Genomic DNA, 26288 nt, shown 5'->3' with positions numbered 1-26288 from the left:
CTACAGACCGAATTGGAGTCATTTAGGCTCATGGGCGGTTAATGATGCTAACTCGCCCGGCCACGGTTTCCATGATGTTTATACACAGCTGGAGGTAGTCAAGGCATTTCGTGAAACTGGCCAATTTCCCGATGGCACAGTTTTAGTCAGGAAACCCGCAAGATCATCTCACGTACGTTGACCACTGGACCGGCGCTATGAGCAGGCGATACGGCTATATGGTTTGTGATGATCAAGGATACAAAAGGTCGTTTCAAAGGCAATGCCAACTGGGGGAAGGTTGGGGATGGACGTTGTTTGAAACCGGAAAATCAATATGTCCAAAGGTTATCTGGAAAGCTGTCTTCCCTGCCATATGCCGGCATAACAAACCGGCTGGGTATATATCGAAGGCTACCCCACCCTCAGACCCCAATAAACACGCTGGAGAACCATTTTATCCAGAAATAACGGCGAGCAACTGCAACAGCATCTATTATCAACATAAAGGGGCGAAAACCGGCGGCTATGGGACAGTATTATGAAGATCTTATCTTGCCGAGAGAGCCTGAGGCTCGGTGCGCGAGGATTACAGCTTCCGGTGACGCGGTGCGCAGGAAGGGCGATGAACTGTGCGTTCATCTGTCCATGCTTTTCCTAAGAATATGCCTTCTGATCCGCGATCAGATAGATGGGGCTGAGGGCATCATGCGTGGATTTATATCCACTAATTTTTATCAACGAAGGAGAACATCATGTTTACTAGATTTCTCTGCGGAGTTGCCTTCGCAGCACTCTCCGTAAGTGCAGCTTCAGCCGATAGCTTGCCCACTGATAAGTCCAAGGTAACGGTCGTCTTTGATCACGTTCTTCCAAATGCGCCCGGCAAGAGCATGAAAGGCGTGCTTGTCGAATACCAACCGGGTGACTCATCGCCAGCACATACCCATCCAAAGTCGGCTTTCATCTATGCAACAGTCCTGGAGGGCGAAATTCGTAGCAAAGTCAATGATGGTCCGGAAAAGGTTTATCGCGCCGGCGAGAACTTCGCCGAACTACCCGGCGATCATCATGGCGTCAGCGCAAATAACAGTAAGACTCAGCCCGCACGCCTGCTGGCCGTCTTTATCGTCGATACCAACGAGAAAAACCTCGTCAAGAACGACAAATAGTGAGACGAAAAATCGCACATTAGATTGCGATGAACTCAACGCCATTCGATCCTCGCGCAACACAAATGTGCGAATCTGGCGGCGCAGGCGTTTCTTTTCGGGAAACCATGGCTGGCGGCTTCACTTTAGGTGTAACCGAGCCACGTATTGGGGCACGGGCAACCACACTGTTGGCGATGCACGCAACCATTCACATTGAAGACATCAAGACCTTCACTGCCGACTCCCAGTACAGGGCTGGCCTTACTGGGCACATTGATTTCCCTCCGTTTGGTCCAGGGATTCCAGCCGAATCAGGCGTATTCAGCCTTTTTATGCCAAGCGGCGAACCGGCGTTGACATACATGGTATATGAACTGGGCTTTCAACATGACGGTAAGTCTTACTATCTGGCTGGTAAAAAACAAGTACGGCTGGGTGGATTCTGGAAGCTGTGGGGGGAGACGACCACATTGTATTGCACGCTGCACGAAGGTATCGATTCCACAGGGCCGGTGGTCGGTGCAGGAATTTTGCGCCTTGGTGTGATCGAATTGATAAAGATACTAACCACTGCCCATGCCACCAACGCGGCTACCAAGCGCGAGTCAGCAGAAGCTTTATGGCAATTCTTTAAATTCTTCGTGGTTAAGCTGATGCATATCTATGTTCTGCAGCGACCGGATTGAGGTTTCCACAGCTTCAATGACTATTGATAAAGAGCCTCCCTAAGAGCCGTATTGAGCTTTACGCGGGGTCAGCTCTCACGAAACGACAAAAATCGTACGTTAGCCAAGTGAGGAATTAATAAATACAGCAGCTTACAAATTAAATTTGATGCTAATCATTGAATTGAATGCGAGGTGGAGTGGTGCCTATTCGCCACCAAGGCCTCGGCAGAGTGTTCTACGGGATTAACAATGAATTTTGTCCAAAGCACTCACTGCAACCTTAACGGAACATATTAGCCCTGACTTGCGAGGTGACAAAATAAGGAGTTAAACATGAAGATCGTAGTAATTGGCGGAAGCGGACTCATCGGAGCAAAGCTCGTGAACAGGCTTCGTCAGCATGGCCATGAGGTAGTAGCGGCGTCGCCCGCCTCGGGTGTCAACACCATCACTGGCGAGGGACTGGCTGAAGCTCTTGCAGGCGCCCAGGTTGTCGTGGACGTTGCGAACTCGCCTTCGTTCGAGGACAAGGCTGTTTTGGAATTCTTCGAGACGTCCGGCCGTAACCTTCTAGCCGCAGAAGCGACTGCTGGCGTGGGACACCACGTTGCGCTGTCGGTCGTCGGCACCGATCGCCTTCTCGAGAGCGGTTATTTCCGCAGGAAGATGGCCCAGGAAAAGCTGATCAAGGCATCCAAGGTGCCCTACACGATCGTCCGCTCGACGCAGTTCTTTGAGTTCTTGGGTGGCATCGTCGCTCAAGCGGAAACGGATGGACAAACGGTTCGCCTGTCACCTGCTCTTATGCAGCCCATCGCCTCGGATGACGTGGCCGCCGCGATGGCCGACGCCACGTTGGGGGCGCCGGTCAACGGCATCGTCGAGATAGCCGGTCCCGAGCGGGTACCTCTTGCCGAAATTGTCCAGCGATACCTAACGGCAAAGCACGACGCACGCAAGGTAATCACAGACGTCCACTCACGTTACTCCGGTGCGGAATTGAACGATCAATCCCTTATCCCCGGCGACAACGCGAGTATCGGCCCGACGAGTTTTGAGGCATGGCTCCAGTCCAACCCCCAAAAGTAAGCCGGCCAAGCTGGGTGAACGCCCGGATAGAGCGATGCTCCAGACGGGCGGTGAACTGTGCGTTCGCCTGTCCATGCTTTTTCGAAGGATATGCCTTCTGATCCGCGATTAGATCGATGGGGACGTCGCCCGTTGCCATCGCGCCCATTCCGGCAGCTCTGTTTGCCACCAACGGGCTGATCGATTTTATTGTGGTTGGCGATACCAGTTTATTACTATTGAGCGCTCATTTGCGGTTGGCGCCCAGACGCCTGGCACACCGGTCACCGGCAAATGTCAATGCTGTGACTAAAACTCTGCTGCTTGACCTATCCGACCTGAAGCATGACGACGGCACTCCACTGGCGCTCGATAACATCGAAGGCATTACCTTCAGCCCGCAAATCAACGGTATGGAAACTCGGATTCTCGTATCGGACAATAATTTCAACAACGCGCAATTTACTCAGTTTCAGTTCGTTGCCTTGCAAATAACCCCGGTGCCTGAGTCCGAGATGAATGCCATGCTGCTTGCCGGGCTGGTGCAATTGCTTGTCGCGGGAAATCGACGGCTGCTTCATCGACCCCATAGAGAATATATTGAGTACTTCCGGGTTGAAGTAATATTACAAATTGCGATCCGCATGCTGAGCACCAGTCGTCAGAACAATTTTACCCATATGCGTGCCGGATTCCATCAATGCATGGGCCTTGGCCGCTTCTTCCAGCCTGATCCCGTCATCAAGACTATCAATCTGAATGAGATCAGGAGTACTATCGATTCATCCGGGATCATCAGATAGGGGTCGTTATCCACCCCATCCGAGAATATAAAAACCGGTAGTCTAACGAAACGTATCGCAAATATGACGCAATCCAACTGGCAGCGAACCAAGATTGTATGCACACTGGGTCCGGCGACGGACCGGCCCGGCGTGATCGAGCGGTTGATCGAGGCCGGAATGGATGTCGCGCGCATCAATACATCGCACGGGGATCATGCCGACCATGCACGGCGTATTCGACAGGTCCGGCAGGCGGCGCACGCGCTCGGCCAACCAGTGGCCCTGCTCATGGATTTGCCCGGTCCCAAATTCCGCCTGGCCGATCTTCCGGATGGCTTTTGTAAATTGGAGGAAGGAACGATAGTCAGGCTCGTGGTGGCGGGTGACGAGGTAAAGGGGGCCAGCGCAGACAATTACTGTCTGTTGCCGGTGCGAAGCCGTGAGTTGCTTCAGGCATTGCGAATCGGGGAGCCGGTATTCCTGGCGGACGGATCGGTCGAGCTCGGCGTGAAAAGCGTGACTGCAAACCCAAGCCGGGCCGATTGCCAGGTGCGCATCGGCGGCACTGTCCGCTCCGGGTCCGGCATTAATATACCGGAATCCGCCACAGACATGCTGATTCCAACCGATGAGGACCGAAGGCATCTCGCATTTGCCGTATCGCAAGAGGCTGAGTGGGTTGGCGTCTCATTCGTGCAATCGGCTGGCGATCTTGCGCGGGTGAGGTCTTGTCTCCCCCCTGGATCCGGGATCAAGCCGTTGCTGATGGCCAAGATAGAGAAGCGCCGCGCGTTGGACGATCTTGACGCGATCGTGGCAGCGTCCGACGGGGTGATGGTGGCGCGCGGCGATCTGGGTGTTGAAACCGATCTTGCCGAAATACCGATTGTGCAAAAGCGCATTATTTCGGTGGCTAATGCTCAAGGTCGACCTGTTATTACCGCTACGCAAATGCTCGAGTCGATGGTGGAGCATGAGCATCCGACGCGTGCCGAGGCGACTGACGTGGCCAATGCCGTGCTGGATGGGACGGATGCCGTCATGCTTTCAGCGGAGACAGCCGTCGGCGAGTTCCCGGTTGCGGCAGTGCGGTTTCTCCAGCGCGTGCTTACCGCAACAGAGGAGGCGTATGGCGGACGCATGGCGCGAGACCGGATGAATCCCGCGGAAACAGCCAGCCCGAACGAAACGGGAAATGCCCTGAGTTTTGCGGCGTGCCTGCTCGCCGCCCGTATTGGCGCCCGGGCCATCATTGCTCCTGTTCAATCCATGGAGACGGCGCTATCCGTTGCCCGCTTCCGTCCCCAGGCACCGCTTGTCATGGTCGCCGATTCCGTGCGGTTGTATAGAAGTCTCGCACTGGTCCGCGGTATTTCGCCGCTCGTTGTCAACGCGCCCGATAATGGAGCGGAGCCCCAGGCTCGCCTCGCACAAGCTCGAGAGTGGTTGTTTACGCATGGGTTGGCGCAAGAGGATGATCTGGCTGTGCTGTTGTCTGCCTCCGGCGCTGCCGGCGATAAAGCAGATACGTTGCAGACGGTCCGGTTGAATAGTTAACGGACCTTTTAATCAGATGCGCCTATAACTCCGGCAGGGTTCTGATATCGTCAGCATCTTTCGCAATTATTACGCGATTACGCCCGGCGCTCTTTGCCTCATACATTGCCACATCCGCACGCTCTAGCAATGATTCCTTGCGTTCGTCCGGCCTCAGCATTGCGACGCCAAGGCTGATGGTTACCGGGATGGTCAGCTCCTTTAGATGTAAAGGCGTGTCCATCACCCCTTTACGCACGCGCTCGGCAATGACCGTTGCCAGTTCCAGATCGGTATTTGCCATGAGAATGACGAATTCCTCCCCGCCAAACCTGCCTACCATGTCGAAATCGCGTACTGCCGCCTGAATTCGGCTTGCGACATGCCGGAGCACAAAATCACCAACGACGTGCCCATGCGTATCGTTGATTTTCTTGAATAAATCGAGATCGATCATGATCAGGCACATGTTGCCGGAAAGACCCTTTTGACTCTTATGCTGGTTCGCGTGCGCGGCGTTAACCTGATGCTCAAGGGATTCCATGAGGCCGGCATAATTCATCAAGCCGGTGAGTTGATCGATCGAGGCCTCCTGGTGTAATCGGGATGTTTCTTTGCGGAGGTTGTCCAGCGACTTTTGCAGTTCGGCAACTTCCGGCAAATGGTAGCCCTCGGCCGTGAGATATAAATCAAGGGATGAAAGCTTCAAAACACAGTCTACGAGAGGTCGGGCGGTTGAAGCAGCTTCCGCGAATCTAACCGATAGACGATCTATGAGCACCTGCTGGATAAGGCAGTGCTGTACCTGAAAAATGCCCAGAGGAATTTTCGCGCGTGCATAAGCAGCGGCGCTCGCAAGCCGGTCCCCAAAATACTCGGCGGTATCAAAGTCCTGACCGTAGTGCTGCAAGCGTTCGATCCAGGTTCTCTTGAAGGATTCAATACCGATATTTCGCTCGATCAGCGTAAAGCCCCGGCTACGCGCCAGCGGGGCAAGGCAGGAATCGATCAGCTCATCGGCTTTTCCAGCGATCACTTCAGCGCGCATGCGCTTGGCAAGCAAGCCATGCTCCGCACTGAATCCCAATATGGAAAGTACTTCCCTGATTCGTGTGCTGTCAAATCCGAATATCGCGCAATAAGGAGTCGTTGTCCGATTCATCATCCAGATATTTATATGAGATAAAACACCCGCGATTCCATAAGGACAGGCCGAGAAAGTTGCAGCATGAAGGATAACGGGTTAACCTCGACATTGCTATAGCCAGCACTCTCCTGTACCCATACGGACCATTTCTCATGAATCTCGGCCGCTACGTAATATTGCTATATGTCATTGCCTCCTCTGTACTCGCGGGATGCGCGTCGCCACGGTCGTTTTTAGGAAGTTCATTTCCGACTGTCACTTACAAGGATATCAAAAAAAGAGACGTACCGCTTCGGCTGAAGCTTGTTGTCGAGTTTCAGCGAAATGGCGTACGCTTTCCCATGGGAGAGGTTCCGCTGAGAGATTATTCAGGCCGGATACTCAGGGACACCGGCGTGATTTATCCTATTGATGAGCTCTCTCTGGGGCCGGAGCAGGAAGACGGCGAAATCAGGATCGTGCTGAACAATGTTGCCGATAGCGGCACTGTTGCGGTGGAGGCATCCCGCACAGGATTTCCGTTGTGGATGGTTGGAAAACTGATTACCGATGCTTATGAGCTGTCGATGTTTATCAGCGTAAATGGAAAGACGTTCAGCCGCACGGGCATCCAGCACGCCGTTCATACCGCTATCGGCAACATGAGCGTACCCGACAATGTTCAGGTTTTTCCGGCGGACAAGGCGTTCGGAAAGGTGCTTGAACAGATGATCCTGCGTGCGCTGGAGGATTTTCAGAGTCGCAGCGAGCTGGTTTGGCTGGGGCTGCCGCCTGTGGATTGGGGTAGCGCTGGAATCCCGATGTTCAGTTCCGCATTTGAAATGCCGGGGTTCGTGCTTCACCCCAACTTACCTTGCTGTCTTCACGCCGAACCGGTTCTTGCAATCGGCGATCTTGCCTACACCTTCAATGCAGGACGGAACGCTTTATTTTGATTTTGATTACAGTCCTGTCAGAAACCTGCGTTCCAGTGGTTCTAACGCGGGACCCTCGATCACTGCCCCGTCGGGCGCGAAGCGGCTGCCGTGACAAGGGCAATCCCAGCTTGTCTCGACGCTATTCCAGTGCACTTTGCATTTCATATGCGTGCATACCGGCGAGACCGCAATCAATGTTCCGTCAGGGGCTCTGTATGCCGCCAACGATTCGTCCTCGAACTCCACGATCGCGCCTTTGCCCGGCATGAGCTGCGATAATTGCATCGTCTCCCGGTTGATCACGTAGTCCTTGATGAGGGATTTCACCACGCTCGCCGTTTCTCCGGCTATGCCCCTGGCTCCCTTCAGCGGCGAGAAACGACTCGCCTTGACGAGTGGGGCAAAAACGTTGTCGCGCCCGGCAATCTGGTCAGCGATGAGTGATGCAGCCAGCGTTCCATAGGTTAAGCCATCGGTCTCGAAGCCGGTAGCGATGAAGCAGCCTGTCGCATCGCGGCCGATATACGGCAAGCCATCCGCTGTGCTGTAATTCTGCGCGGACCACCTGAACGCCACTTCACGTACATTAAAATGGGCGTGTGCGGAGGATTCGAGCCGGTCCAGGCTGATTTTCGCGTTTTGCTGACCCGTTTTGTGCTCCTCTCCGACGCAGACGAGGAATGTGGCGTCGTCGACATCCACGTTGCGAATCGACAACCGTTCGATGCCGGTGCCCCAGAAGATCCCGGAGGGAAAGGAATTTCTGGCAATGCGTGCGGCGAGCCCATATTCGCGGTTGGCGATCATCTCTGCCTGCACCAGGTGCACGCCCTTCGGCGAGTGAGTGGCAAACACGATTTCCCGGGCCGTTACCTTACCTTTGTCTGTACGCACGGCGCGCTTGTCTTTATCCACTTCGATAACCGTCGAGTTTTCGAAGATACGGCAACCCTGGTTTTCGGCTTGGCGGGCAAGCCCACGAACATAAGCCTGCGGGTGAAATTGCGCCTGGTTATCCAGCGCCAGTACGGGCCCTGAGGGCGGGGCAAGGGGAACGGGCAGCGCTTTTTCGAGATGAACGGATAGTCCTGCCTTGAGCGATCCCTGGTATTCTTTCTCCAACGAGTCCTGCGCGTTCTCGGAGGTGGCATAACGGTAGAGGCGACAACGGCGGAAAGCACAGGGGATATCGAATTTACGCACCCGCTGGTCGATCTGTTCCACCGCTGCGCGACGGGCGGTAGCAACCGCGCGGGCCGTATCGCTGTCCCATCGGTCAATGATATGATGTATTCCCTTGCTGACGGTTTCGTACAGGTTGCCCGTCGAGTTACCCGTGCTGCCGAAGCCAACGGTGTGGGCTTCCAGCAGCACGGCCGAGGTGCCTTGCTCGGCCAGATTCAAGGCAAGTGTAACACCGGTGATACCGCCCCCGATGATGACCACATCGGCCGTAATCTCTTCCTGAAGTGTTGGAAAGCCTGCTTGAGGTACCGTCGCGCGCCAGACAGAAATCGTATTCATGATATTTTCCTTCTTGTTCAGAATAAGCGATGATGCCTATCGTTGAACATAAACCGGAATTGTTCAATTGTTCTGTACGCTATGGCACATAAAGCTCAGGCTTGGCAGCGCGCGAGCGGTGCAGGCGGGGGCAATTTTAATACTGTGGTTGTGTGATAAATACTGATAATTGGTGATAGTTGCGGGTGAATTGGTGATAGTTGCGGGTGCTGGTAGCAGCCAACAATACGGTCTATGCAAATTGCAAGGTAGGTCGGGCTTCGCCCGACGATCGTAAAATGATGTCGGGCGGAGCCCGACCTACGAAAAAAGGAGCGCTATTGTGAGACCACAACTAATCATTTCTGCCATTTTTTTAACGCTCGCGGTTACCGCTGCCCAAGCTGAGCCTCCACATTTGAAGGACCGTCAAACCGGCAAGTATCTGGGTAATCTCAGCGCCAACCCATACGATCCCAACTCGACAAGCAACCCGTATGGCCGTTACGGGAGCGAGTACAGCGAAGATTCCATCAATAACCCGTATGGGCGATATGGCAGTCCCTACAGCAGTGACAGCCCGAATAACCCGTACGCGACAAATCCGCCAGCGATATATGACACGGGTGGTAGTGGCCAGTGAGACCCGGGTAAATTTAAATTATGGGCAGAATCATCTCTGCCGCTGTATGAACCATCATTTGCCACGACGCTGCTGCCGGGGACCCGGCAGCGGTAGTGTCTCAAACGTCGATATCGAATAATCCAGAAAAAGCTCGATTTTACGCTTGAGGTCGCTGGACATCGTGATGCGCCTGGAGCGCAGGTCATCGGGATTCACGTGCTCGATGAGCAAGCCGTGATCGATGGCAATCTGAATATATTTTATCGCCGTTCGCTGGCTGACGTTCGGCATGAGCTGATACAACTCTGATTTGTGGAACGTAGTGTCATTAGCGTCGTTGAACCTTAACCACATCCGCGTGAAGAGATCGTAGTAGTTCAGGTCGTGGAAAAGCGTGTCTCCCAGAACATCCATCCAATACTGATCCGTATCATTCTGCAGATGTATGAATTGGCGGCGCCTGGCGTTTACCTGTTTTTTCGGGTTGCTCATTTCTCCTCAGTTTTTTGCTTTGCGGCATCAACCATTATCGTGGCGACAATTATAATTCTTATTTGTATGCAATTTTACATGTATAATTGTTATCTATAAGGCCTGACGATTTGCCACGGTGTGATATGGCAGTGGGGACTCCCACACCAGATCATAAAAGACCTGTCTAATTGGAGGTTGGCGTCCTCAAGGGGATTCGAACCCCTGTACTCACCGTGAAAGGGTGATATCCCAGGTCACTGGACGATGGGAACGAGATATGTTGAAAATGGAAAGCTGCATATTGTCGCTAAGGAAATGCCAAACCATGTTCAACAGAATTGAAAAGACTTACTTTCGCCTTACAGGCAGCTTGCGCCCAAACCTCTTGGCCTTGCTTTACTGCCAGTTTTCCTATTTTGGCGGGGCTACCCTTATTCTGTCCCTGAATCCGATTCCGATGGTGCTGGGTACGCTCGCCATGGCGCACGGGATGACGATAGCGGCTTATCTTATTCATGATCTAGGCCACAACGCGCTGTTCAAGTCGCCGCACCACAATGCCTTGATGGCTCGCGGGCTAAACTGGCTCACTGGCGGTTGCTATGCAACGTATGACAATGTGCGTATGACGCACATGAGGCACCATGTGGATAACGCGGATATTATTTTAATCGACTACAGGGGTTACCTTGCGCGCCATCCGGTTCTGCGCCGTACTGTAGAGGTGCTGGAATGGTTGTATGTGCCGGTCATCGAGTTCCTTATGCATGGAATGCTCATCCTCGCGCCGTTTATCTTCAAGGAAAAGAAAGACCAACGGGCCCGGGTAATCGGGATAACCGTTATCCGTTTCAGCCTGCTTCTGATGGTATTCCTGCATTCGCCACTGGCTTATGCGTGCTATTTGCTGGCTTACGCTATATTCCTGACGATTTTGCGCTTCATGGATGCGCTTCAACACAATTATGATCTTGTTCCGGCGCTCGGCAGCGATGCCGACCTGATGAAGCATAGAGGCGACCGGGGCTATGAGGAATCTCATACGTTCAGCAACCTGATCTCGACTCGCCACCCGTGGCTGAACCTTCTTACCCTAAACTTCGGCTATCACAACGTACACCACAGAAGACCTACCGCGCCGTGGCACGAACTGCCGAAGCTGCATGACGCGTTATATGGAAATGATACGCGAGTTGTCATTCCGTTCGGGAAGCAGTTATCGAGCTTCCATAAGAGCAGAATAGGACGGGTTATCGGCGATGACAGTGAAACGCAAGGGAACCGGTTTGCGCAGCGGCTTCGGGATGGCACGGCGGTGGGCGCGGGCGGGGTTTCTTTTCTGACACCGTTTTAGGAGCGTCAGAATTTCACTGAGCCGACTCGTTGGGTATGGTTCAGCGTCAGGTAAATTAATCCCGCTTGCGCAGGTACCATTGAAGAAAATCGGATATACGATTCTCGTATTCTTTACCGGCATAGGCGTGCATATTGAAGTGTCCTCCGCCGGGGACGATCCAGATTTCTTTCGGCTGCCGGGCGGCATCAAACAGGCGTTCGGCTTCCGCCATTGTCGTATGCTGATCATCGGTGCCGGAAATCAGCAGTAGTGGTGCGTTGAGATCGCCTATCCGGCTGATGGGGTTCAACTCATCGGGAGAGGCGTTCAGACGAAACGATAGCTGTGACAGCAGGAGTGGAGAAAAAACCGGGCCGATCTGCCCGAGATGGAGCCTCAAGCGGTTTTCGACGGCTTCCTTGATGGTGGGATGGAGCGATTCGAGCACCACCGCGTCAAGCCGCAACGGATTTTTCGCGAGCACGATTGCGGCTGCCCCTAGCGAGACCCCGATGGCTGCGATCCGTTCGCCGGGGAAAGTATTACGCAGATAGGCTACTGCGGCTTCCACGTCTTCCGACTCGCGCAAGCCGAAGGTGATCCGGTCTCCCGGCGTTTCGCCATGTGCCTGGAGATCGATGAGGAGAACGCTGTACCCTTGCTCATTCAGGAACCTGGCACGACTCAGCATTTCGACGCGATTGCTCCGGATCGAATGCACGAGCAACACTGCGCCGTCACCTTGGGTTCCCCGCACCAGCCAACCGTGCACACCGGAATTCTTCTCTTCCCTTGAATGAGTACTGACGGGTATTTGTACCGGCTCGACCGGAAAATCGGTTGATAGCGTGTTGACGGCAGTAGGCGTCGCGCCTGATAAAAGTTCACCGACACCGAAGGCGATAATCAATATTGCCGCGATGCAGGAAAATAGGGCAAGCACGCCGAGCAGAATCAAGCGGCGCATAGTCGGCTGCTCATGGTCGATTCATGGTGGGAATGGCTGATATAAACCCCAGTTATTTTCCCATGCGGGTTTTGCGTGAGGCCAAGCAATGTCGTGGCGGGTGAGTTCTCAGGCGGAGGGGGGCGATTCAAAATAAGACTGGCTGGTCATGTCCCTTGCACGCTTGGCTTTTGCATCCATCCGGTCAGATTTTCAATGGCAGCAACCAGTTCATGCGACTCGACGGGTTTCGAGAGATGCATCTGATAACCGGCAATTATCGCTCTCGTCCGATCTTCAGAGTGGGCAAATGCGCTCAGGGCAATAGCAGGCGTTTTCCCACCGTCGGTTGCGGGAAGATTTCTTACTTCGCGAATGAATTGGTATCCATCTTTTTCCGGCATGCCGATATCGCTTACTATCACATCGGGCCGCTGATTTTTCAGGATTTCCAGACCCGCTGCGGCGGTGGCGGCGGTAATCACGTCGGCTTGAAATAGCGTAAGCACCTCCTTGATAAGTTCGCGTGCATCCTGTTCATCATCAATGACCAGTACTTTTACGCCGGGAAGCGTGATATGCCCATTCTCAAAGGCAATTTGCGTGGACGCTGCGGAATGCGGGTCTTTTCTTTCGCTGATGGGAGCGAGCGGCAGGCTGATGATAAACGCCGACCCTTTATCCTCGCCATCGCTTTCTGCCCGAACCGTTCCTCCGTGAAGTCCCACGAGTTGCTTCACGATGGCAAGTCCCAGGCCGAGGCCGCCGTGATTTCGCGTAAGTGTGGAGTCAGCCTGGCGGAAACGGTCAAAAACGTATGCGAGGAACTCGGGTTTGATGCCCATCCCCGAATCCCTGACGATAACATGGAGATGAGAAGCGACGCGCTCGACTATAACCTCCACGGTACCGCCCTTGGGCGTAAATTTAACCGCATTGGAAAGGAGGTTCCAGATGACCTGCTGAAGCCGGTTATTGTCACCCGAAACCCATCCTGCGGTCGGGTCGATGATTTTTCGAATGCAAATCCCTTTGGCCTCGGCTGCCGGGGCAATGGATTCAACGGCTGCCTCGGCGATGCAGGCAAAATCCAGTCGCTGCACGTCAAGCCTTACCTTTCCCGAGATGATACTGCTCATTTCGAGCAGGTCTTCGATAAGTTTGTTCTGCGCACGCGCATTCCGCTCGATGGTTTCCAAGCCTCGCTGGATGTCTTCCTTGCCCATTGTTCCCTGCAATATGAGCTGTGACCATCCGAGGATCGCGTTAAGTGGCGTCCGGAGTTCGTGAGACAAGGTTGCGAGAAATTCATCCTTCAACTGGTTGGCGCGCTCGGCTTCGTTTCTCGCGATTCTTTCGTTCTCGAGAAGTTGCTTTTTTTCCTCGTCCGCCCGCTTGATAGGGTCGATATCGGTATTTGAACCGACCCACATCAATATATTTCCTCTGGCGTCGCGTCTGGCCTGAGTCTGGATCAAATGCCAGCGGTAATCACCGTCGGCCCGCCGGAAACGGCATTCCATCCGGAAAGGCTCACCGGTGTTCAGAGAGTGTTGCCAGCGCCCGATGCTCTCATCCATATCTTCGGGATGGATAAGTTTTGTCCATTCCCAGCCTGCCATTTGCTCAGGGGCAAGACCTGTGTAATCTTTCCATTGCTGATTGAAATAATCCAGGGTTCCGTCGGCCCGGGCGGTGAATATTTTTTGCGGCATTGCCTCAGCCATGAAACGCAAGCGCTCGGTGCTTTCGCGCAGGGCTTCCTCAGCGTGCTTGCGTGCCGTGATGTCTCTAAAGCTCCAGATGCGGCCGACGCTCCGCTCTTCGATATGCTGTATCCTTGAAAAGCGCTCGAACACTCTGCCATCAGCCAGTTCCAGCAAATCATAACTGTCTGTCGGCCAGGTTGCGTAGATTTCCTCCAGCTTATCCAGGAATTGCCGTGGATCCGCCAAATGCTTGCAGCAGAATTTCAGAAGATGCCGGTGTTGCCCCGTATCGATAATGGCGGGGTGGATTTGCCACATCTCCAGATACCGTTCGTTGAAGCGAAGTACATTATCATGCTCGTCGGTAACCAGGATGCCATCGGCTGTCGATTCTATGGTGGCACGCAGGATAGACAGGGAGTGGTCAAGTTGCCTGGTTTTCTCTTCCAACGCTTCCTTGACTTGCTTGAGCTCGTGCTCGACAAGCTCGCTCGCCTGAAGAATGGTATTGGAAGTTTGCAAGATGTGAGTGCGTGGCCGCCTTTCATCATTATCTTCCGTCATTGCGTCATTCCTTTTTAAAATCCTGGCCAGCTATAAACAAAAAGGCAGCAGTAAAACAGTAGGCGCCAAGCCTGTAATTTTCTTTGACAATGGTATACGCGGTAGGTTTTATTTTCACGGGCATTGTCCACCCTGTTTAATCCCTGAGTTCAATCAAGAGGATCTCTTGAGTCCATTCAACGCCAAAAGACTGAACAATACCGTTTTTTCGGATCAGTTCGTTACATAATGGCATTAGTATATATGGGACCGGTTCTTTTCTTAATCGGTATCAACGATATCGCGTCCTGTTCCGAGAAAATTATCACGGTCATGGCATAATTTCTTTTTTCTTGAGCATAATGCCGCAAGTTCGAGGGTGTGCGAGCAAGCGAAGCACAAGATCATGCTAGTCTGCACGGTAACGAGCTGTGGAAAAAATAGTTTGGCTACATTCTTCTCGAGTGTGTCTGGTGATCGAACGAGGTATCGAATATCAAAGTGCTGAAGTTGAACCGGAGGAGCGGGTACACATGATTCAGGCAGAAATGCCGGACTGGTAGCGCGGCAGCGAAATGGGCGAGCTAATCTTTGGGCATGATTGGGTTGAATTGAAGTTGAGCCAATCTCGACATGGTCCAGGAGTCTTCAGTTTGCGGTTAACTTCATGCTTTTGCTGCCTTCCGCCGCCTTATTATTATTGAGGGCATGAAGCTCATGCAGAGCTATAATGACGGTGATCATCCTTGATGCGTGCTAAACATCCTCCAGATCCGGAGGGGCAGGACAGGCGCCGTGTTTGTGACGGTTAGCGAGAAAACCGAAGTAATCAAGATGCGCGCGTGGGGTCGGAACGTCACCGCCTCAAAGAGCGTTACAAGCAAAACGAATACAGCCTGCTGGAAGAAGCATTCCGTAATGCCCCGATCCCGGGTCATGGGTCATGAATCATGGAATCGACGTCACCGAGCATGTGAAAATGCGCCAAAAAACCGAAAAGACGATACGCGAAGCACAAGAGCGTTTCCGAACTGCATTTGAGATCGACACGGTCGGTGTTATTTTCTTCAATAGGGAAAACCGGATTACGGAAGCGAACGGTGCTTTTCTGAAGATGAGTGGCTTCAGCGGCGAAGATGCGAGCGCGGGTCTATTGCAATGCGACGACCTTACGCCGGCAGAATGGAAAACAGTCTCTTCGAAGGCTACGGAGGAACTCAAGGCAACGGGTCGCATTTCTCCTTATGAAAAGGAATTATTTCGCAAGGACGGCTCGCGCTGGTGGGCACTGATTGCAGCAAAAGAACTCAACGATAACGAGGGCGTTGGGTATCTTATTGACATAACCGAACGCAAGCAGACCGAGCAGAGCCTGCGCGAGAGTGAGGCAAGATTCCGCGCTATCGCGGAAGCATCCCCGGCACTGACCTGGCAAGTGGACGCGAAGGGGAATGCGGTTTATCTCAACCAGCGATTTCTGGACATGCTCGGCATTGCCCTGGAAGATCTGATGCCCACCGGATGGCGTTCGGCCATTCATCCGGACGATGCACCGGCGTACGTGGCAGCGTTCGAGCAGGCGTTGCACGACCGCGCACGTTTTCAGCATCGGGTCAGGATCAAGACCGCCGAAGGGGAATGGCGGTGGCTGAAGTCTTATGCGCTGCCGTGGTTTACCACCGCCGGCGAGTATGCGGGCCACATCGGCATATCAATAGATATTACCGAGGCAGTCAATGCGGAAACAGCCCTGCTGTATGCCGACCGCTGCAAGGATGAGTTTCTGGCCACGCTTGCGCATGAGCTGCGCAATCCGCTTGCACCGATTGCTAACGCACTGGAGATCATCGCGCGTCCTGGCGGCGCGGCGGATGTTCCGCGCCTGTTGCCGATGATCAACCGGCAAGTCAACCATATGGTCAGGCTGGTGGACGATCTGCTGGAGATATCGCGCATCACCAGTGGGAAGGTGGAGCTGCGGCAAGCTCCCACGGATCTGGCTGTTGTGCTGTGCAATGCTGTCGAGGCAGGCAGGGCGCAGATCAGCGAGAAGGAGCATAAATTGGATGTATCCATACCTGAGGTGCCTTTAATCGTTTATGCCGACCCCGTACGCCTTGAGCAGGTATTCACGAATCTGCTCAACAATGCAGCACGATATACCAGAAAGGGCGGACGGATCTGGCTGACTGTCCGTCAGGAAGGCGATAGCGCCATCATATCCGTGCGGGACAACGGTATTGGAATCTTGCCGGGGATGCTACCCCGTTTGTTCGACATGTTCGCTCAGGAACGGCGAAATGGTGACGGGGCGCAGGGCGGGCTCGGTATTGGGCTCAACCTGGTCTATCGTCTCGTTAAAATGCACGGCGGTACGGTCGAAGCCACAAGCGAGGGGGAGGATAAAGGCAGCGAATTTATTGTACGTTTGCCGTTATCGGAAATGACCATGCACGGAAAAACGCCTGAACCGCCGAAAACGGACGCCACGGCGCGCAAGTTGCGCGTATTGGTGGTAGACGATAATCATGATGCGGCCGAAGTGCTTGTCATGTTGCTTGAATCAATGGGCCTCGATGTCAAGGGTGCTAATAGCGGCCCGGCAGCACTTGCGATTATTCCCGATTACCAGCCCAATGTAATCCTCATGGATATCGGCATGCCCGGCATGGATGGTAACGAAGTGGCGCGCTGCATTCGCCAGCAACCGCAGTTCGACGATATCAAGCTGATAGCATTGACTGGCTGGGGCCAAGAGAAAGACCGCCGGCTCTCGCATGAGAGCGGCTTTGATTATCACCTCACCAAACCCGTGAATTTCAAGGTGCTCAAGGATCTGATCACCGCCATTTAGCAGTCTGTCGGACTTAAAGGATCGGCTCAGCGGCGGGGTTTGGTTTGAACGAGATCTCAGAGCTGCCGCGGTTGGACGATGACACCCGCTGTGAGGATGGCCCGAAACGCGTCAACGTTTTGCTGCAGAATATGCGGCCAAATGACGTGGAGCGGAGATCCATGCCGATTGACCAGATCCAGGAGTGTATGCGGTATCGAATAGACCATATCCGCTATGCTTTGATTGAGAACGGGCGGCAGTGCGATTGGGATCGAGGCACGTATGTGCCCGGCTTCGTTCTCCACCAATAGGAAATTGTCTTGCATGGCGTGCTCCCGCCTCAACTCAGAAGTCGACCGTGGCCGATACCAGTACGGTGCGCGGCGTGCCTAGCGATAAAGTGCTGAAAGAGGCCACGCCTGCCCAGTAGTTGCTATCGAATGCATTGAGGACACTAGCCCGTACGGTAGCGGATTTTCCGGCCACCTTGGTGCCGTAGCGCGCGCCAAAGTCAAACGTGGTCCAGGAAGGCACGCTTTGCGTATTCGCCTGGTTGATATATCGTTTGCCGGTGTGAATAAGGTTCCCGGTCAAGGTGAATCCAGGCAGCCACGGCATATCCCATTCAGCGCCCAGGTTGGCCTGCAATGACGGCACACCGACCGGCTTATTGCCCAGCGTGGTCGCGCTGCTGGTTTTCGTCAATTCGGCATCGAACAGCGTCACGCCGCCCAGCAGCCGAACGCCCGATGCGGGTTCACCGAACAGGGCGAGTTCCAGGCCCCGATTGCGCTGCTCGCTATCAACCGCAAAGACATTGCCGGTGAGCTGGCCGCTGGGCTTCTTGATCTGAAAGACACTCAACGTAGTGATCAGGCGACCATGATCGATCTTGATGCCGACCTCGATTTGCTCGGATTTATAGGGCGCGAAGATCTGGCCGGCATTGACTGCGATCTGCGGTGCAATATCCCCTTTGCTCAGCCCTTCGATACGGTTAGCGAAAACCGAGATGTTTTTCCAGGGTCTGACGAGCAGAGCCACCAGCGGTGTGATGGCGCTTTTGGCATAGGAAGACGTGACGGCGCCGGTTGAACCGAAGTTGTCGGAATTGACTTGCTGTATGCGCCCACCAAGCAAAAGCAGCACACGCTCGTCGGCTATAGACAAGGTATCGGTTAATGTGCCTCCGTAGAATTCGGTCTCCGAGACTTTCGCCAAGCCGGGTTTAGCCAAGTCTTGACCCGGGCGATCAATGGGCGAATACATGTTCGACAACACATCCGTACCGGCGCTGGAGCCTCGCTTTAGACGATCACGATAACCGCTGCCCTGAAGCGTCACGGTGTGGCGAACGGGGCCAGTATTGAAGCGAGCGCGCAGCCCGGCGTCGGTGCTGGAGCGTTCGACGCCGAACCTGAAGTACATCGGCTTTGATATGGTGTCGCCGGCGACATTCAGGATCGTCGGCGTCTGATCGGACAGCCGATCCGCCCATGAGTGGGCGCCGCCGACACTGGCGAACAGTGTCAGCGCGTTGGAGAAGTCATATTCGGCTTTGAGCAGGACCGAGTTGTCTTGGATCTTCGACCAGCCCCAGGGCTGGGTGACGTTACGCCGGCCATTGGGCGCGGACGGTACGTCAAGGCCCGCGGTAACCAGGAACGGGCGCGATGGCGCCTTGAACCGCTCATACTGGCCGATGGCGTCAAGCGTCGCCCGGAACCGTTCGCCCTGATAGTCGAGCGCCACGGCGCCGACATCCGCCTGTCGGAACTGATTGTCCAGCGGCGTATTGCCCTGGTGATGGCTGCCATTGAGCCGGATGCCGAACTGGCGATCCGCGCCAAACCGCCTGCTGACATCGAGATGTCCGCCCCCCTGCGCGTTCGACATGTAGTTGCCCGTGAGCCGGGTCAAGTCGGTCGGAGACGCGCGCTTTGGAACGATGTTGATAACACCGCCGACGCCACTGTTCGGGGACATGCCATACAGCAGGGCGGCAGGCCCCTTGATCACCTCGACGCGCTCGGCGTAATCGGTGAATACCCGGTAATTTGGGGCCACACCGTACTGCCCGTCGAAGGCGAGTTCTCCCACGTTGCCTTCGCCGATCGGAAAGCCACGAATATAGAAAGAATCGACGACGCCACCCCTCTGGCCGGTGGAGCGGACTGAAGGATCTTTGAACAAGAGGTCGGCCGCCGTGATTGCCTGCTGGTTCTGGATCATCTGCGACGTATAGCTGCTGATGCTGAAAGGAGCCTTCATGAGGTCCGTATTGCCGAGCAACCCGAGCCGTCCGCCGCGCGCCACTTGTCCGCCGGCATAGGGCTGCGGAAGCGCATCAGATCGTTCTGCGCTGACTTTCATCTCAGGGAGTGTCGCCACGTCTCCGGTGGCCTCTTGCTTTGCCTGTGGCGCAGTTTGCGCATGAACGTGATCGATGAATCCCACGGTCAACAGGCCGGCGAAAGCCATGCGCATGGCCAGGGCCAGCGGCTTGAAGCGTATTTGCGCAAGGGCGCACGAAGGATGGGAGGCGGAAGCAATCTTGCGCAGCACAATGTTTTCCTTTTTCTTGGTTTTCTCGGAAAAGTACTGGCTGGCAATGGCTGAATGGCTGGCTGGTACCGTTAATTATTTTTATAGTAAATTAGAATCGTTCTCATGTAAAGCTGGAATTCTCTTTTCGGTAGAGCCGGGATTAATGGCAGGTTTGGTTTACCTGGATCGTGATACCGGGCTAAGGTTCTGCCGCATGATCTCCTGAATCCGGGACTTTTGAATCATGCTGCTTCAAATTACTTTTTGGAGTTTTTTTATGCGCTCTCGCTTTGCTCCGATTTTTCCACATGATATAACCTGTGACAAACAGGAGGAGTGGTAAAAAACCAACGATCACCTGAAAGATACGGGTAGGCAATCCCCCTAAGGTACCTGTATGTATGGGGTAAAACGTATTGTAGATGCGGGCGCCCGCAGGAGCAGACGAGGCTTCTTCGACAAGTAGCACTTCACCCGTATACTGATCGAAATAGATAAAACTTTTTCCGTTTGGATTGAATTCCTCAGGCATCTTTTTTCGGATCACAAGCGGTGCCTCTGCTGTTTGAGGGAAGGTGATCCAGGTGGTGGGGCCGGATAGAATGCGGTCTGCCTTATGCAGCAAGTCATCGATTGGAGGGATTGTTTCGGTTTTTCCAAGAGAACTGGAGAAAGGGGGCGAAGGTCTTGGTGCACTGGCTGTCAAAAAATTGGTAATTTCGATTACAGTTTTATTGAACACCAGCGAGACACCAGTGAATGCAATGATAAGAAGAAAAAGCATGGAATAGATTCCGAATGCACGGTGCATATCAAAAACAAGCTTTTTCCTGGGACTCCGCCAATCGATTTTAAGGCCTCGGGAAATCTTTCCATTAGGTGGCCACCACAGAAAGGGGCCTGTGACGCTCATGCAGATCAGGAGCAATGCGCTGACGCCAAGGGCAGTTTTACCGCGCTCGCCAATCAGAAGTTCGGTATGTACAAGAGCAACCCATCCAATAAGCGTATCTTCCTGCCTATGCGCACCGAGCACTTCTCCACTGTAAGGATCCGCATACACGAACAAGTCATGAGCGCTATTCATCTTGAACAAATAGGTTTCCTGTGACGTGCGCGGCATCCGGATAAAAACTATCCTGTCTTCTGGATACGCCCGCTTGACCGTATTCAATACTGTCTGCACAGGGATTCGCTCGTCGCGTGCCACCGTTTCCAGCAATTCTGGGTGCATGAGTTTCTCGATCTCTTCCCGAAAAACTATCATGCTTCCACTTAACCCGCTCAGAACCAGAAACAGACCACTGGCAAGACCAATATAAAGATGAATATTGAAGACAAGTTTACGTGTTCTCATGAAGAAAGACCTTGAATAGTTCTTGCTAACCGGGAAAGACCTGGTCCTCCAGAACTCTGTCTTCACCCATTGGAACGGTCAGTCAGAATTCGACCCGAGGGCCGGTTTTAGCCATAATAGGAGCACTACACCAAGCAAGCCATTACCTGCGGTACTCCAGTAATTGCTGTTGGTTGCGTTATCCGGTTACGTTATCCACTACTGCCTGGATCATGGTACTTTTGCCCGCTATGCGTAGCACAGCGTGTTAAGAGACAAATAGCGCAGTCATCCACGAACGCCTGGTTTCGTGTTGACGGATCGTCTGCCCACGTAGTACACACCTCATCCACGTGTCAGGCCGGGCACGCTCTGCAAACGGTATTCCGCAAAAAGGATTGGCCGTACGCTCGAGCATATTATCCAGTATCCTGCCAAACGTCGCAGCATGTCTCTATTTAATTGCTTGGCTTCCATGAGCCGAGCTGATCCGATAAGAGAGTGGCTTGGCTGAAAACGAGAAAGTCGCAAAGGGAGTCCGTTTCCCCTCGATAGCGCAGACGCTAACGGCTAACGAAGATGAAAAAGGGTGAACTGGTTGAGTCGACGAATGCGAGATTATCAGGTTTGTGCTGGCTACCGGGCCCAGCTGGAAATAGAAAACTGTGAATCATTTCTCTTTAATAATGCTCGCCCTCGCCATGTCAACGGATTCTTTCGCAGCAGCCATCGGCAAAGGATCGAGCCTGTATAAACCCCGGCTTGCCGAGGCTTTGCGCATGGGCTTGATTTTTGGTGTGGTCGAAGGCATTACCCCGATCATCGGTTGGCTGATCGGCCAAGCGGCGTCGCAGTTCGTTAAAGACTGGGATCATTGGATAGCATTTGGCTTATTGCTGATCCTGGGCCTGCACATGATTTACAACGGTTTGAAAGTCTCGGAAGAAAAGGAAGAAAAAACCAGGCGGCATGGCTTCTTCCTGCTCGTGGTCACTGCTATTGCCACCAGTATCGATGCTCTTGCCGTTGGCATCGGCTTGGCATTCATCAATGTCAATATTCTGGTAGCGGCCGCGGCCATTGGCTTGGCTACCATGATTATGGTCACCGTTGGCGCTATGCTGGGCCGCGTATTGGGTACCCTCGTAGGCCGGCGCGCTGAAGTACTTGGAGGCATCGTGTTGATGTTGGTCGGTACAATCATCCTGCACGAGCATTTGACCGCATGAGGACAATGACTGCAACCGACAGCAGCAGGCCAAGAAACGCGTTTACGCCATAACCTTGGGCCACTCGTCATAGCCGCGCGCGTCTGCAGCCACGATGTCAACGTCATGAATCTCGACTTGGACACATCGCACCTGGTCACGCGCCAGCAGCTGCACACCACACCCGTGACGCCCGGATTGCACAGCGCGAGGCGATCGGTAACGTCTGACCGGACAACAGACGCAGCGCCGGTACATCGGTCAGCTGCCGTCACCATGATATGCCGTAGCCCGCATCGGCAGTCCCACACGGAAGATGCCACGACCGGGAGGGCAACGATTCAAATCGGTGCCTACGATCCAAATAAATCTGTTGGTTATTATAGTGAATTCCTGCGGGCATTTTTGCATCTGAACAGGATGATTCCATTGCTGTGGGAAACTGATTTAAACATCTGAAGACTAGCGGATCATCTGCAGAATTTGGAGAATATCCCTTCATTCCGCCAGCTAATCCGGTTGACCGTTAGAAGGTCTTTATCCCTTGACAAAAATAAGGTCTTCACATATTCTTCACACATTCTTCACATATTATTCACAAGTAGTGCAATGGTGCAAGCTTCGTAATTAATCAAACGAGGAGCGGTAAAATGAAAACTGAAAACATGAAACCGGAAAACAGTAAGGATGAAAGCACCGAAAATGATAACATTTTTGAACTGATCCTGATCCTGATGTTAACCGGATTGATGGGGCTGGTTTCCTGACGATTGGAATGACTGGCGTACACGGTTCCTACTGCCGTGTCCTGGCTGGCAAAAGGAAGGTGGCGGTACTGGCTTTCCCTGATCAACCCGCTTCGGCGGGTTTTTTATTGTCTGCGGAATCCTGGAACCAAGGCTATAGAATCATGAACGCGTCAATGATGGCGCGTTTGAAAGAATTTACCGTAGCATGAGTTATTAACTTACCTTAAACGTCGGACTGCCTTCAGCCGTGTCTTGCGGTGATCATAATCCGCGTTGTCGCAATATTCGCATACCCCCAGCCATTTCTGCACCTTGACAATGTCTGCCTGATGATTCAGCGCATTGGTGCGCGCGGTCGCGCGCAAGGCGTGAACCCCAATCTCGAATCCCAGTGCTACGAAATATGCGCGTACCAATTTATAAGCTATATCGGCCGTAATCGCCTTGTTCAGTGTACCGGTGCAGTTGTTGCGAACAGGCCGGAAGAGCGGCCCGCCCACATCAACCCCATGACCCGGCGCTTCCATATAATCCAGGAGGCCATCAACAGGAAGTTATCCCGCCACTCCAACAGCAAGGCATGTTACATGAACCTGGAGAATCAGAATCTATCCACGGTCATGTATCCTCATGACAAGAAGATCGTTCGTTCCTGTTTTCATTCAGGCGTAATAAATACAAATGAATTAATTTTTTAGGCTTTATGTTCGCCGCCGTACATAAAAGAGTAGTTACGCTCACTAAGATGACATCACGTCTCAGTTTTTAATTTTAATAGTGGAGATAAGCTTCCCAGAGCACTGCCGTCGCTTCAAGCGTCAGAATTGGGTGTCGGGTGGTATCAACGGGAATTCTTTATTTTTTGGATATCTGGAGATAAAAATGCCTACATCAAAAAGCAGTGGTAGCGATAGCAAGCGCGGTTTTGCCTCGATGGACGAAAATAAGCAGCGCGAAATCGCGAGTAAGGGTGGTAAAGCGGCTCACGAAAAGGGAACCGCCCATGAGTTTGATTCCGCAGAAGCGCGCGAAGCCGGTCGAAAAGGGGGCGAAGCCTCGCATGGCGGAAAAAGCGGCTCCGGCAGCCGCTCTTCATCTTCCGGCCGTGGCGGATCCTCCATGCAGCATGCCAAGGCTGGCAGCCAAAGTCATAAATGACCAGCAGCCTGTCGGGCTTGAAGAATCACAGCGAAAAAGTGACTGGACGAGGGCAGGTTTTGAAGGCCAATAGTTATTCTATTGGCCGAAAAAGCGGCGAAATATGAACCAGTCAAACGCTTTTGCAGCCGATTTCCTTTAAGTCCGACAGACTGTCAGGTAGATAGAACCGGAGGAAAAAAGGTGAGCTTCAGCTCACCTTTTTTAATTTGCCCCGCAAGGTGCTAAAAGCAAGTAAATCGCAGTCGCAGGATTTTCATTTACGTGCATAAAGCTCCATCCCGGTACCGTTCTTGCCGCAATGCCATTTCCGCCTATGCTTGAAGCACCGGGCAAACGCCGATGTGTCATTTTCTACTTGTGCGGACGATCGGTTCCTTGCTTGCCCCCGAGTTCGGCAGCGAGGTACGCTTCGCAGGTGCCTTAAGCATCTGTTTGCGCCATGCTTCCATTAAAACCTCTTTCCGTTTGGCTATTTCCGAGCCGATTTCTTCGAGGTCCATTTTCGACTTCCTTGCCTCGGGAAACATTTCATTTTCCTCTTCTTTCACATGATGGTTGACATATTCGCGGAGGACACTGACTGTTGCCTCGTACATGGGGTCGGAAGCTTTCATCGATTGAATTTGGCCGATCAAATCCTTGGCTGATGTGTGCTCAACCATTGCCTCGTTCATCAGGTTGTCGTCGTCGATCGCCTCGCGGACAGCGGGATAGAATATTTCCTCCTCCAACTGAGCATGTACCGTAAGTTCCTTGCAGATTTGTTCCACCAACTCTTCCTTTCCTTCCTTCTCATTCTTCTTGCACAGTTTCTTGAATTCCTTGAACATTTTTTTTACCTTGGCGTGATCGTCGGTCAACAACTCAATGGCGTCGTGCCTGGGTCCGAGCGTGGTGGGTCGTTGTGTCGGGCTTTTTCTTGTTGCGGTACTGTGCGTGGTGGGCATGGTTATCTCCAATATGACAAATATATAATTGGTGGCCGGAAGCAAATCGTCTACTCAAATTCAAACAAATCAGTATTGCTTGTTGGCAGGAAGATAACGCGGGGGCTTTCGGTCGTTCTGTTCGTTAGCCCACATTTTCGATAATGCCTGCAGCCTGCTCGCGCTGCTGGTTCGTTGAATAGGCCGCCATGACTGGTTGGGCTGATAAGCGACAGGCTCCACCTTATGGCAGGAAGAGAGCCAAGTTATGCTGGCGAACAGAGCCAGCTCGATTTTGCTGGTTAAGATAAAGCCATTCCTTGGCTCACGCGGCTTGCTCGCAATTTCATCCGATTACGGAATAACAAGATGCGAATTCCCTGGATGGAGAGTTGAAATTTCTGATGAGTCCGACAGACGTGCTCCAGTTTCTGCCACAGCTGCGCATTTGGTTTGTGCGTCAACGTACGGAACACCAAGGTATTCTGAGTAGTATTTCAATTCAGCAATTCCGCTGGCAAAGGAGATAGTTATTATGGAAAATATTCTTATGCTGAAAAAAATGGCTCGATCTGTAGTTTTTGCAGGTATTGTCATCTTTGGTGCTGCTGGCGCGGCTCATGCCGCAGGCGCGGGAGACCAGACAGGACAGTATGGCGATATGTCCGGGCATGGCGGGCCGGTGGACAAGAAAGGTTCCTCGGCAGGGCAGTCCGGAGGGCAAGGCGCTGCTTCAGGCCAAGGCAGCGAGAGACCTCGCAGCTCTAACACGGGTCAAGGCGGATCGGGTCGAGAGGGATCTTCCTCCGGGGGGTCATCCATGGGACAGGGAGCAGGCTCGTCCGGCTCATCGGGCCAGGGAGCGGGTTCTTCCGGGCAATCGGATGGATCAGGAGGGGGCTACTAATTTCTTATAATGGAAGAGTGATTGGGACAGATATGGACCTTTCGCTGGTTCCCGGTGTCTCCAGTTTAGCTGGAGGCGCCGGCTACAGCCTGACCTGCCGAGGGTGTCCTTGATTTTGTGTAATCGGGGAATTGTTTAATGCTGTGGCATACGCTCATCGAACATGATGGTAAATCGATTTAGTGCCGCTTTCCAGTTCTGAATCGGCATCGTCCATTTCTTGCTGAT

At 53.2% G+C, this 26288-nt stretch carries 22 protein-coding genes, 1 tRNA gene and 2 pseudogenes; 13 read left to right on the top strand and 12 right to left on the bottom strand.

The window, feature by feature from the left end; all coding sequences use genetic code 11:
* Positions 1 to 4: 4 nt before the first annotated feature.
* From BLP78_RS16265 to BLP78_RS16015, 5 genes and pseudogenes are all read left to right on the top strand, one after another.
* Positions 5 to 181, top strand: a pseudogene (locus BLP78_RS16265) (cytochrome P460 family protein); the annotation flags it as partial.
* Positions 182 to 734: 553 nt separating this feature from the next.
* Positions 735 to 1151, top strand: a complete 417-nt coding sequence (locus BLP78_RS10975; RefSeq protein WP_090459190.1) for a cupin domain-containing protein — start codon at positions 735 to 737, stop codon at positions 1149 to 1151.
* Positions 1152 to 1258: 107 nt separating this feature from the next.
* Positions 1259 to 1819, top strand: a complete 561-nt coding sequence (locus BLP78_RS10970) for a hypothetical protein (RefSeq protein WP_143002940.1) — start codon at positions 1259 to 1261, stop codon at positions 1817 to 1819.
* Between the two features lie 315 nt (positions 1820 to 2134).
* The gene (locus BLP78_RS10965; RefSeq protein ID WP_090459187.1) at positions 2135 to 2890 is read left to right on the top strand and encodes an SDR family oxidoreductase; all 756 of its coding nucleotides are present in this window, start codon (positions 2135 to 2137) and stop codon (positions 2888 to 2890) included.
* Between the two features lie 116 nt (positions 2891 to 3006).
* Positions 3007 to 3306 (top strand): annotated as a pseudogene (locus tag BLP78_RS16015) (esterase-like activity of phytase family protein); the annotation flags it as partial.
* A 189-nt stretch (positions 3307 to 3495) separates the two neighbouring features.
* On the opposite strand, the gene BLP78_RS15615 reads toward BLP78_RS16015, so the two are convergent.
* Complete coding sequence (locus BLP78_RS15615) at positions 3496 to 3570, bottom strand: hypothetical protein (RefSeq protein ID WP_256330233.1); 75 nt, start codon at positions 3568 to 3570, stop codon at positions 3496 to 3498.
* A gap of 165 nt (positions 3571 to 3735) precedes the next feature.
* On the opposite strand from BLP78_RS15615, the gene pyk reads away from it, so the two are divergent.
* Positions 3736 to 5211: a pyruvate kinase gene (pyk, locus tag BLP78_RS10955; RefSeq protein ID WP_090459183.1), complete on the top strand. Its 1476-nt coding sequence runs from the start codon at positions 3736 to 3738 to the stop codon at positions 5209 to 5211.
* A 22-nt stretch (positions 5212 to 5233) separates the two neighbouring features.
* Here pyk and BLP78_RS10950 read toward each other — a convergent pair whose 3' ends face one another.
* Complete coding sequence (locus BLP78_RS10950; RefSeq protein WP_256330224.1) at positions 5234 to 6355, bottom strand: GGDEF domain-containing protein; 1122 nt, start codon at positions 6353 to 6355, stop codon at positions 5234 to 5236.
* Positions 6356 to 6489: 134 nt separating this feature from the next.
* Here BLP78_RS10950 and BLP78_RS10945 point away from each other — a divergent pair, with 134 nt between their 5' ends.
* Positions 6490 to 7272 carry a hypothetical protein gene (locus tag BLP78_RS10945; RefSeq protein ID WP_090459182.1) on the top strand — a complete coding sequence of 261 codons (783 nt, stop codon included), beginning with the start codon at positions 6490 to 6492 and terminating at the stop codon, positions 7270 to 7272.
* A 6-nt stretch (positions 7273 to 7278) separates the two neighbouring features.
* On the opposite strand, the gene BLP78_RS10940 is transcribed toward BLP78_RS10945, so the two are convergent.
* Positions 7279 to 8778, bottom strand: a complete 1500-nt coding sequence (locus BLP78_RS10940) for an FAD-dependent oxidoreductase (protein WP_090459180.1) — start codon at positions 8776 to 8778, stop codon at positions 7279 to 7281.
* Between the two features lie 322 nt (positions 8779 to 9100).
* Here BLP78_RS10940 and BLP78_RS10935 point away from each other — a divergent pair, with 322 nt between their 5' ends.
* The gene (locus tag BLP78_RS10935) at positions 9101 to 9400 is read left to right on the top strand and encodes a hypothetical protein (RefSeq protein WP_218118968.1); all 300 of its coding nucleotides are present in this window, start codon (positions 9101 to 9103) and stop codon (positions 9398 to 9400) included.
* Positions 9401 to 9454: 54 nt separating this feature from the next.
* On the opposite strand, the gene BLP78_RS10930 is transcribed toward BLP78_RS10935, so the two are convergent.
* Both BLP78_RS10930 and BLP78_RS10925 read right to left on the bottom strand, forming a co-directional pair.
* Positions 9455 to 9874: a MarR family transcriptional regulator gene (locus BLP78_RS10930; protein WP_256330223.1), complete on the bottom strand. Its 420-nt coding sequence runs from the start codon at positions 9872 to 9874 to the stop codon at positions 9455 to 9457.
* Positions 9875 to 10052: 178 nt separating this feature from the next.
* A tRNA-Glu gene (locus tag BLP78_RS10925) sits at positions 10053 to 10128 on the bottom strand.
* 53 nt (positions 10129 to 10181) lie between these two features.
* Here BLP78_RS10925 and BLP78_RS10920 point away from each other — a divergent pair.
* Positions 10182 to 11210 carry a fatty acid desaturase family protein gene (locus BLP78_RS10920; protein WP_090459178.1) on the top strand — a complete coding sequence of 343 codons (1029 nt, stop codon included), beginning with the start codon at positions 10182 to 10184 and terminating at the stop codon, positions 11208 to 11210.
* A 55-nt stretch (positions 11211 to 11265) separates the two neighbouring features.
* Here the strand turns inward: BLP78_RS10920 and BLP78_RS10915 are convergent, their stop codons facing one another.
* Together BLP78_RS10915 and BLP78_RS10910 are read right to left on the bottom strand one after the other, a co-directional pair.
* The gene (locus BLP78_RS10915; RefSeq protein WP_090459177.1) at positions 11266 to 12159 is read right to left on the bottom strand and encodes an alpha/beta hydrolase; all 894 of its coding nucleotides are present in this window, start codon (positions 12157 to 12159) and stop codon (positions 11266 to 11268) included.
* Between the two features lie 146 nt (positions 12160 to 12305).
* Positions 12306 to 14411 carry a PAS domain-containing hybrid sensor histidine kinase/response regulator gene (locus tag BLP78_RS10910; RefSeq protein WP_090459175.1) on the bottom strand — a complete coding sequence of 702 codons (2106 nt, stop codon included), beginning with the start codon at positions 14409 to 14411 and terminating at the stop codon, positions 12306 to 12308.
* Between the two features lie 922 nt (positions 14412 to 15333).
* On the opposite strand from BLP78_RS10910, the gene BLP78_RS10905 reads away from it, so the two are divergent.
* Complete coding sequence (locus BLP78_RS10905) at positions 15334 to 17244, top strand: PAS domain-containing hybrid sensor histidine kinase/response regulator (RefSeq protein ID WP_090459174.1); 1911 nt, start codon at positions 15334 to 15336, stop codon at positions 17242 to 17244.
* Between the two features lie 56 nt (positions 17245 to 17300).
* On the opposite strand, the gene BLP78_RS10900 is transcribed toward BLP78_RS10905, so the two are convergent.
* The 3 genes from BLP78_RS10900 to BLP78_RS10890 all read right to left on the bottom strand — a co-directional run bounded on the left by BLP78_RS10900 (position 17301) and on the right by BLP78_RS10890 (position 21130).
* The gene (locus tag BLP78_RS10900) at positions 17301 to 17552 is read right to left on the bottom strand and encodes a hypothetical protein (RefSeq protein WP_090459172.1); all 252 of its coding nucleotides are present in this window, start codon (positions 17550 to 17552) and stop codon (positions 17301 to 17303) included.
* 19 nt (positions 17553 to 17571) lie between these two features.
* Positions 17572 to 19791 (bottom strand): TonB-dependent receptor, encoded by a 2220-nt coding sequence (locus BLP78_RS10895; protein ID WP_256330220.1) that lies wholly within the window; start codon positions 19789 to 19791, stop codon positions 17572 to 17574.
* A gap of 181 nt (positions 19792 to 19972) precedes the next feature.
* Positions 19973 to 21130 carry a PepSY-associated TM helix domain-containing protein gene (locus BLP78_RS10890; RefSeq protein WP_090459171.1) on the bottom strand — a complete coding sequence of 386 codons (1158 nt, stop codon included), beginning with the start codon at positions 21128 to 21130 and terminating at the stop codon, positions 19973 to 19975.
* A gap of 665 nt (positions 21131 to 21795) precedes the next feature.
* Between BLP78_RS10890 and mntP the strand changes: the two genes are divergently transcribed.
* Positions 21796 to 22338, top strand: coding sequence for a manganese efflux pump MntP (gene mntP, locus BLP78_RS10885; protein WP_090459169.1), 543 nt, complete (start codon positions 21796 to 21798; stop codon positions 22336 to 22338).
* A gap of 946 nt (positions 22339 to 23284) precedes the next feature.
* Here mntP and BLP78_RS10870 read toward each other — a convergent pair.
* On the bottom strand, positions 23285 to 23593 hold the full coding sequence (locus BLP78_RS10870; RefSeq protein ID WP_090459164.1) for a site-specific integrase: 309 nt from the start codon (positions 23591 to 23593) through the stop codon (positions 23285 to 23287).
* Between the two features lie 355 nt (positions 23594 to 23948).
* Between BLP78_RS10870 and BLP78_RS10865 the strand changes: the two genes are divergently transcribed.
* On the top strand, positions 23949 to 24224 hold the full coding sequence (locus tag BLP78_RS10865; RefSeq protein ID WP_090459161.1) for a KGG domain-containing protein: 276 nt from the start codon (positions 23949 to 23951) through the stop codon (positions 24222 to 24224).
* Positions 24225 to 24571: 347 nt separating this feature from the next.
* Here the strand turns inward: BLP78_RS10865 and BLP78_RS10860 are convergent, their stop codons facing one another.
* Complete coding sequence (locus tag BLP78_RS10860; RefSeq protein ID WP_090459244.1) at positions 24572 to 25174, bottom strand: hemerythrin domain-containing protein; 603 nt, start codon at positions 25172 to 25174, stop codon at positions 24572 to 24574.
* A gap of 514 nt (positions 25175 to 25688) precedes the next feature.
* Here BLP78_RS10860 and BLP78_RS10855 point away from each other — a divergent pair.
* Positions 25689 to 26060, top strand: a complete 372-nt coding sequence (locus tag BLP78_RS10855; protein ID WP_143002938.1) for a hypothetical protein — start codon at positions 25689 to 25691, stop codon at positions 26058 to 26060.
* The last annotated feature ends 228 nt before the right edge of the window (positions 26061 to 26288 follow it).

Source organism: Nitrosospira sp. Nsp1 (genome assembly GCF_900100985.1).
Lineage (GTDB): Bacteria > Pseudomonadota > Gammaproteobacteria > Burkholderiales > Nitrosomonadaceae > Nitrosospira.
This window is presented reverse-complemented; position numbering and strand designations above follow the sequence as displayed.

Excerpts from the sequence above, each read along its gene's own strand:
- BLP78_RS10940 (WP_090459180.1), bottom strand. The coding sequence starts at position 8,778 with ATGAATACGATTTCTGTCTGGCGCGCGACGGTACCTCAAGCAGGCTTT.
- BLP78_RS10910 (WP_090459175.1), bottom strand. The coding sequence starts at position 14,411 with ATGACGGAAGATAATGATGAAAGGCGGCCACGCACTCACATCTTGCAA.
- BLP78_RS10930 (WP_256330223.1), bottom strand. The coding sequence starts at position 9,874 with ATGAGCAACCCGAAAAAACAGGTAAACGCCAGGCGCCGCCAATTCATA.
- BLP78_RS10900 (WP_090459172.1), bottom strand. The coding sequence starts at position 17,552 with ATGCAAGACAATTTCCTATTGGTGGAGAACGAAGCCGGGCACATACGT.
- BLP78_RS10975 (WP_090459190.1), top strand. The coding sequence starts at position 735 with ATGTTTACTAGATTTCTCTGCGGAGTTGCCTTCGCAGCACTCTCCGTA.
- BLP78_RS10970 (WP_143002940.1), top strand. The coding sequence starts at position 1,259 with ATGGCTGGCGGCTTCACTTTAGGTGTAACCGAGCCACGTATTGGGGCA.
- pyk (WP_090459183.1), top strand. The coding sequence starts at position 3,736 with ATGACGCAATCCAACTGGCAGCGAACCAAGATTGTATGCACACTGGGT.
- BLP78_RS10870 (WP_090459164.1), bottom strand. The coding sequence starts at position 23,593 with ATGGAAGCGCCGGGTCATGGGGTTGATGTGGGCGGGCCGCTCTTCCGG.
- BLP78_RS10860 (WP_090459244.1), bottom strand. The coding sequence starts at position 25,174 with ATGCCCACCACGCACAGTACCGCAACAAGAAAAAGCCCGACACAACGA.
- BLP78_RS10905 (WP_090459174.1), top strand. The coding sequence starts at position 15,334 with ATGAATCATGGAATCGACGTCACCGAGCATGTGAAAATGCGCCAAAAA.
- BLP78_RS10915 (WP_090459177.1), bottom strand. The coding sequence starts at position 12,159 with ATGCGCCGCTTGATTCTGCTCGGCGTGCTTGCCCTATTTTCCTGCATC.
- BLP78_RS10890 (WP_090459171.1), bottom strand. The coding sequence starts at position 21,130 with ATGAGAACACGTAAACTTGTCTTCAATATTCATCTTTATATTGGTCTT.
- BLP78_RS10950 (WP_256330224.1), bottom strand. The coding sequence starts at position 6,355 with ATGATGAATCGGACAACGACTCCTTATTGCGCGATATTCGGATTTGAC.
- BLP78_RS10865 (WP_090459161.1), top strand. The coding sequence starts at position 23,949 with ATGCCTACATCAAAAAGCAGTGGTAGCGATAGCAAGCGCGGTTTTGCC.
- BLP78_RS10945 (WP_090459182.1), top strand. The coding sequence starts at position 6,490 with ATGAATCTCGGCCGCTACGTAATATTGCTATATGTCATTGCCTCCTCT.
- BLP78_RS10855 (WP_143002938.1), top strand. The coding sequence starts at position 25,689 with ATGGAAAATATTCTTATGCTGAAAAAAATGGCTCGATCTGTAGTTTTT.
- BLP78_RS10920 (WP_090459178.1), top strand. The coding sequence starts at position 10,182 with ATGTTCAACAGAATTGAAAAGACTTACTTTCGCCTTACAGGCAGCTTG.
- mntP (WP_090459169.1), top strand. The coding sequence starts at position 21,796 with ATGCTCGCCCTCGCCATGTCAACGGATTCTTTCGCAGCAGCCATCGGC.
- BLP78_RS10965 (WP_090459187.1), top strand. The coding sequence starts at position 2,135 with ATGAAGATCGTAGTAATTGGCGGAAGCGGACTCATCGGAGCAAAGCTC.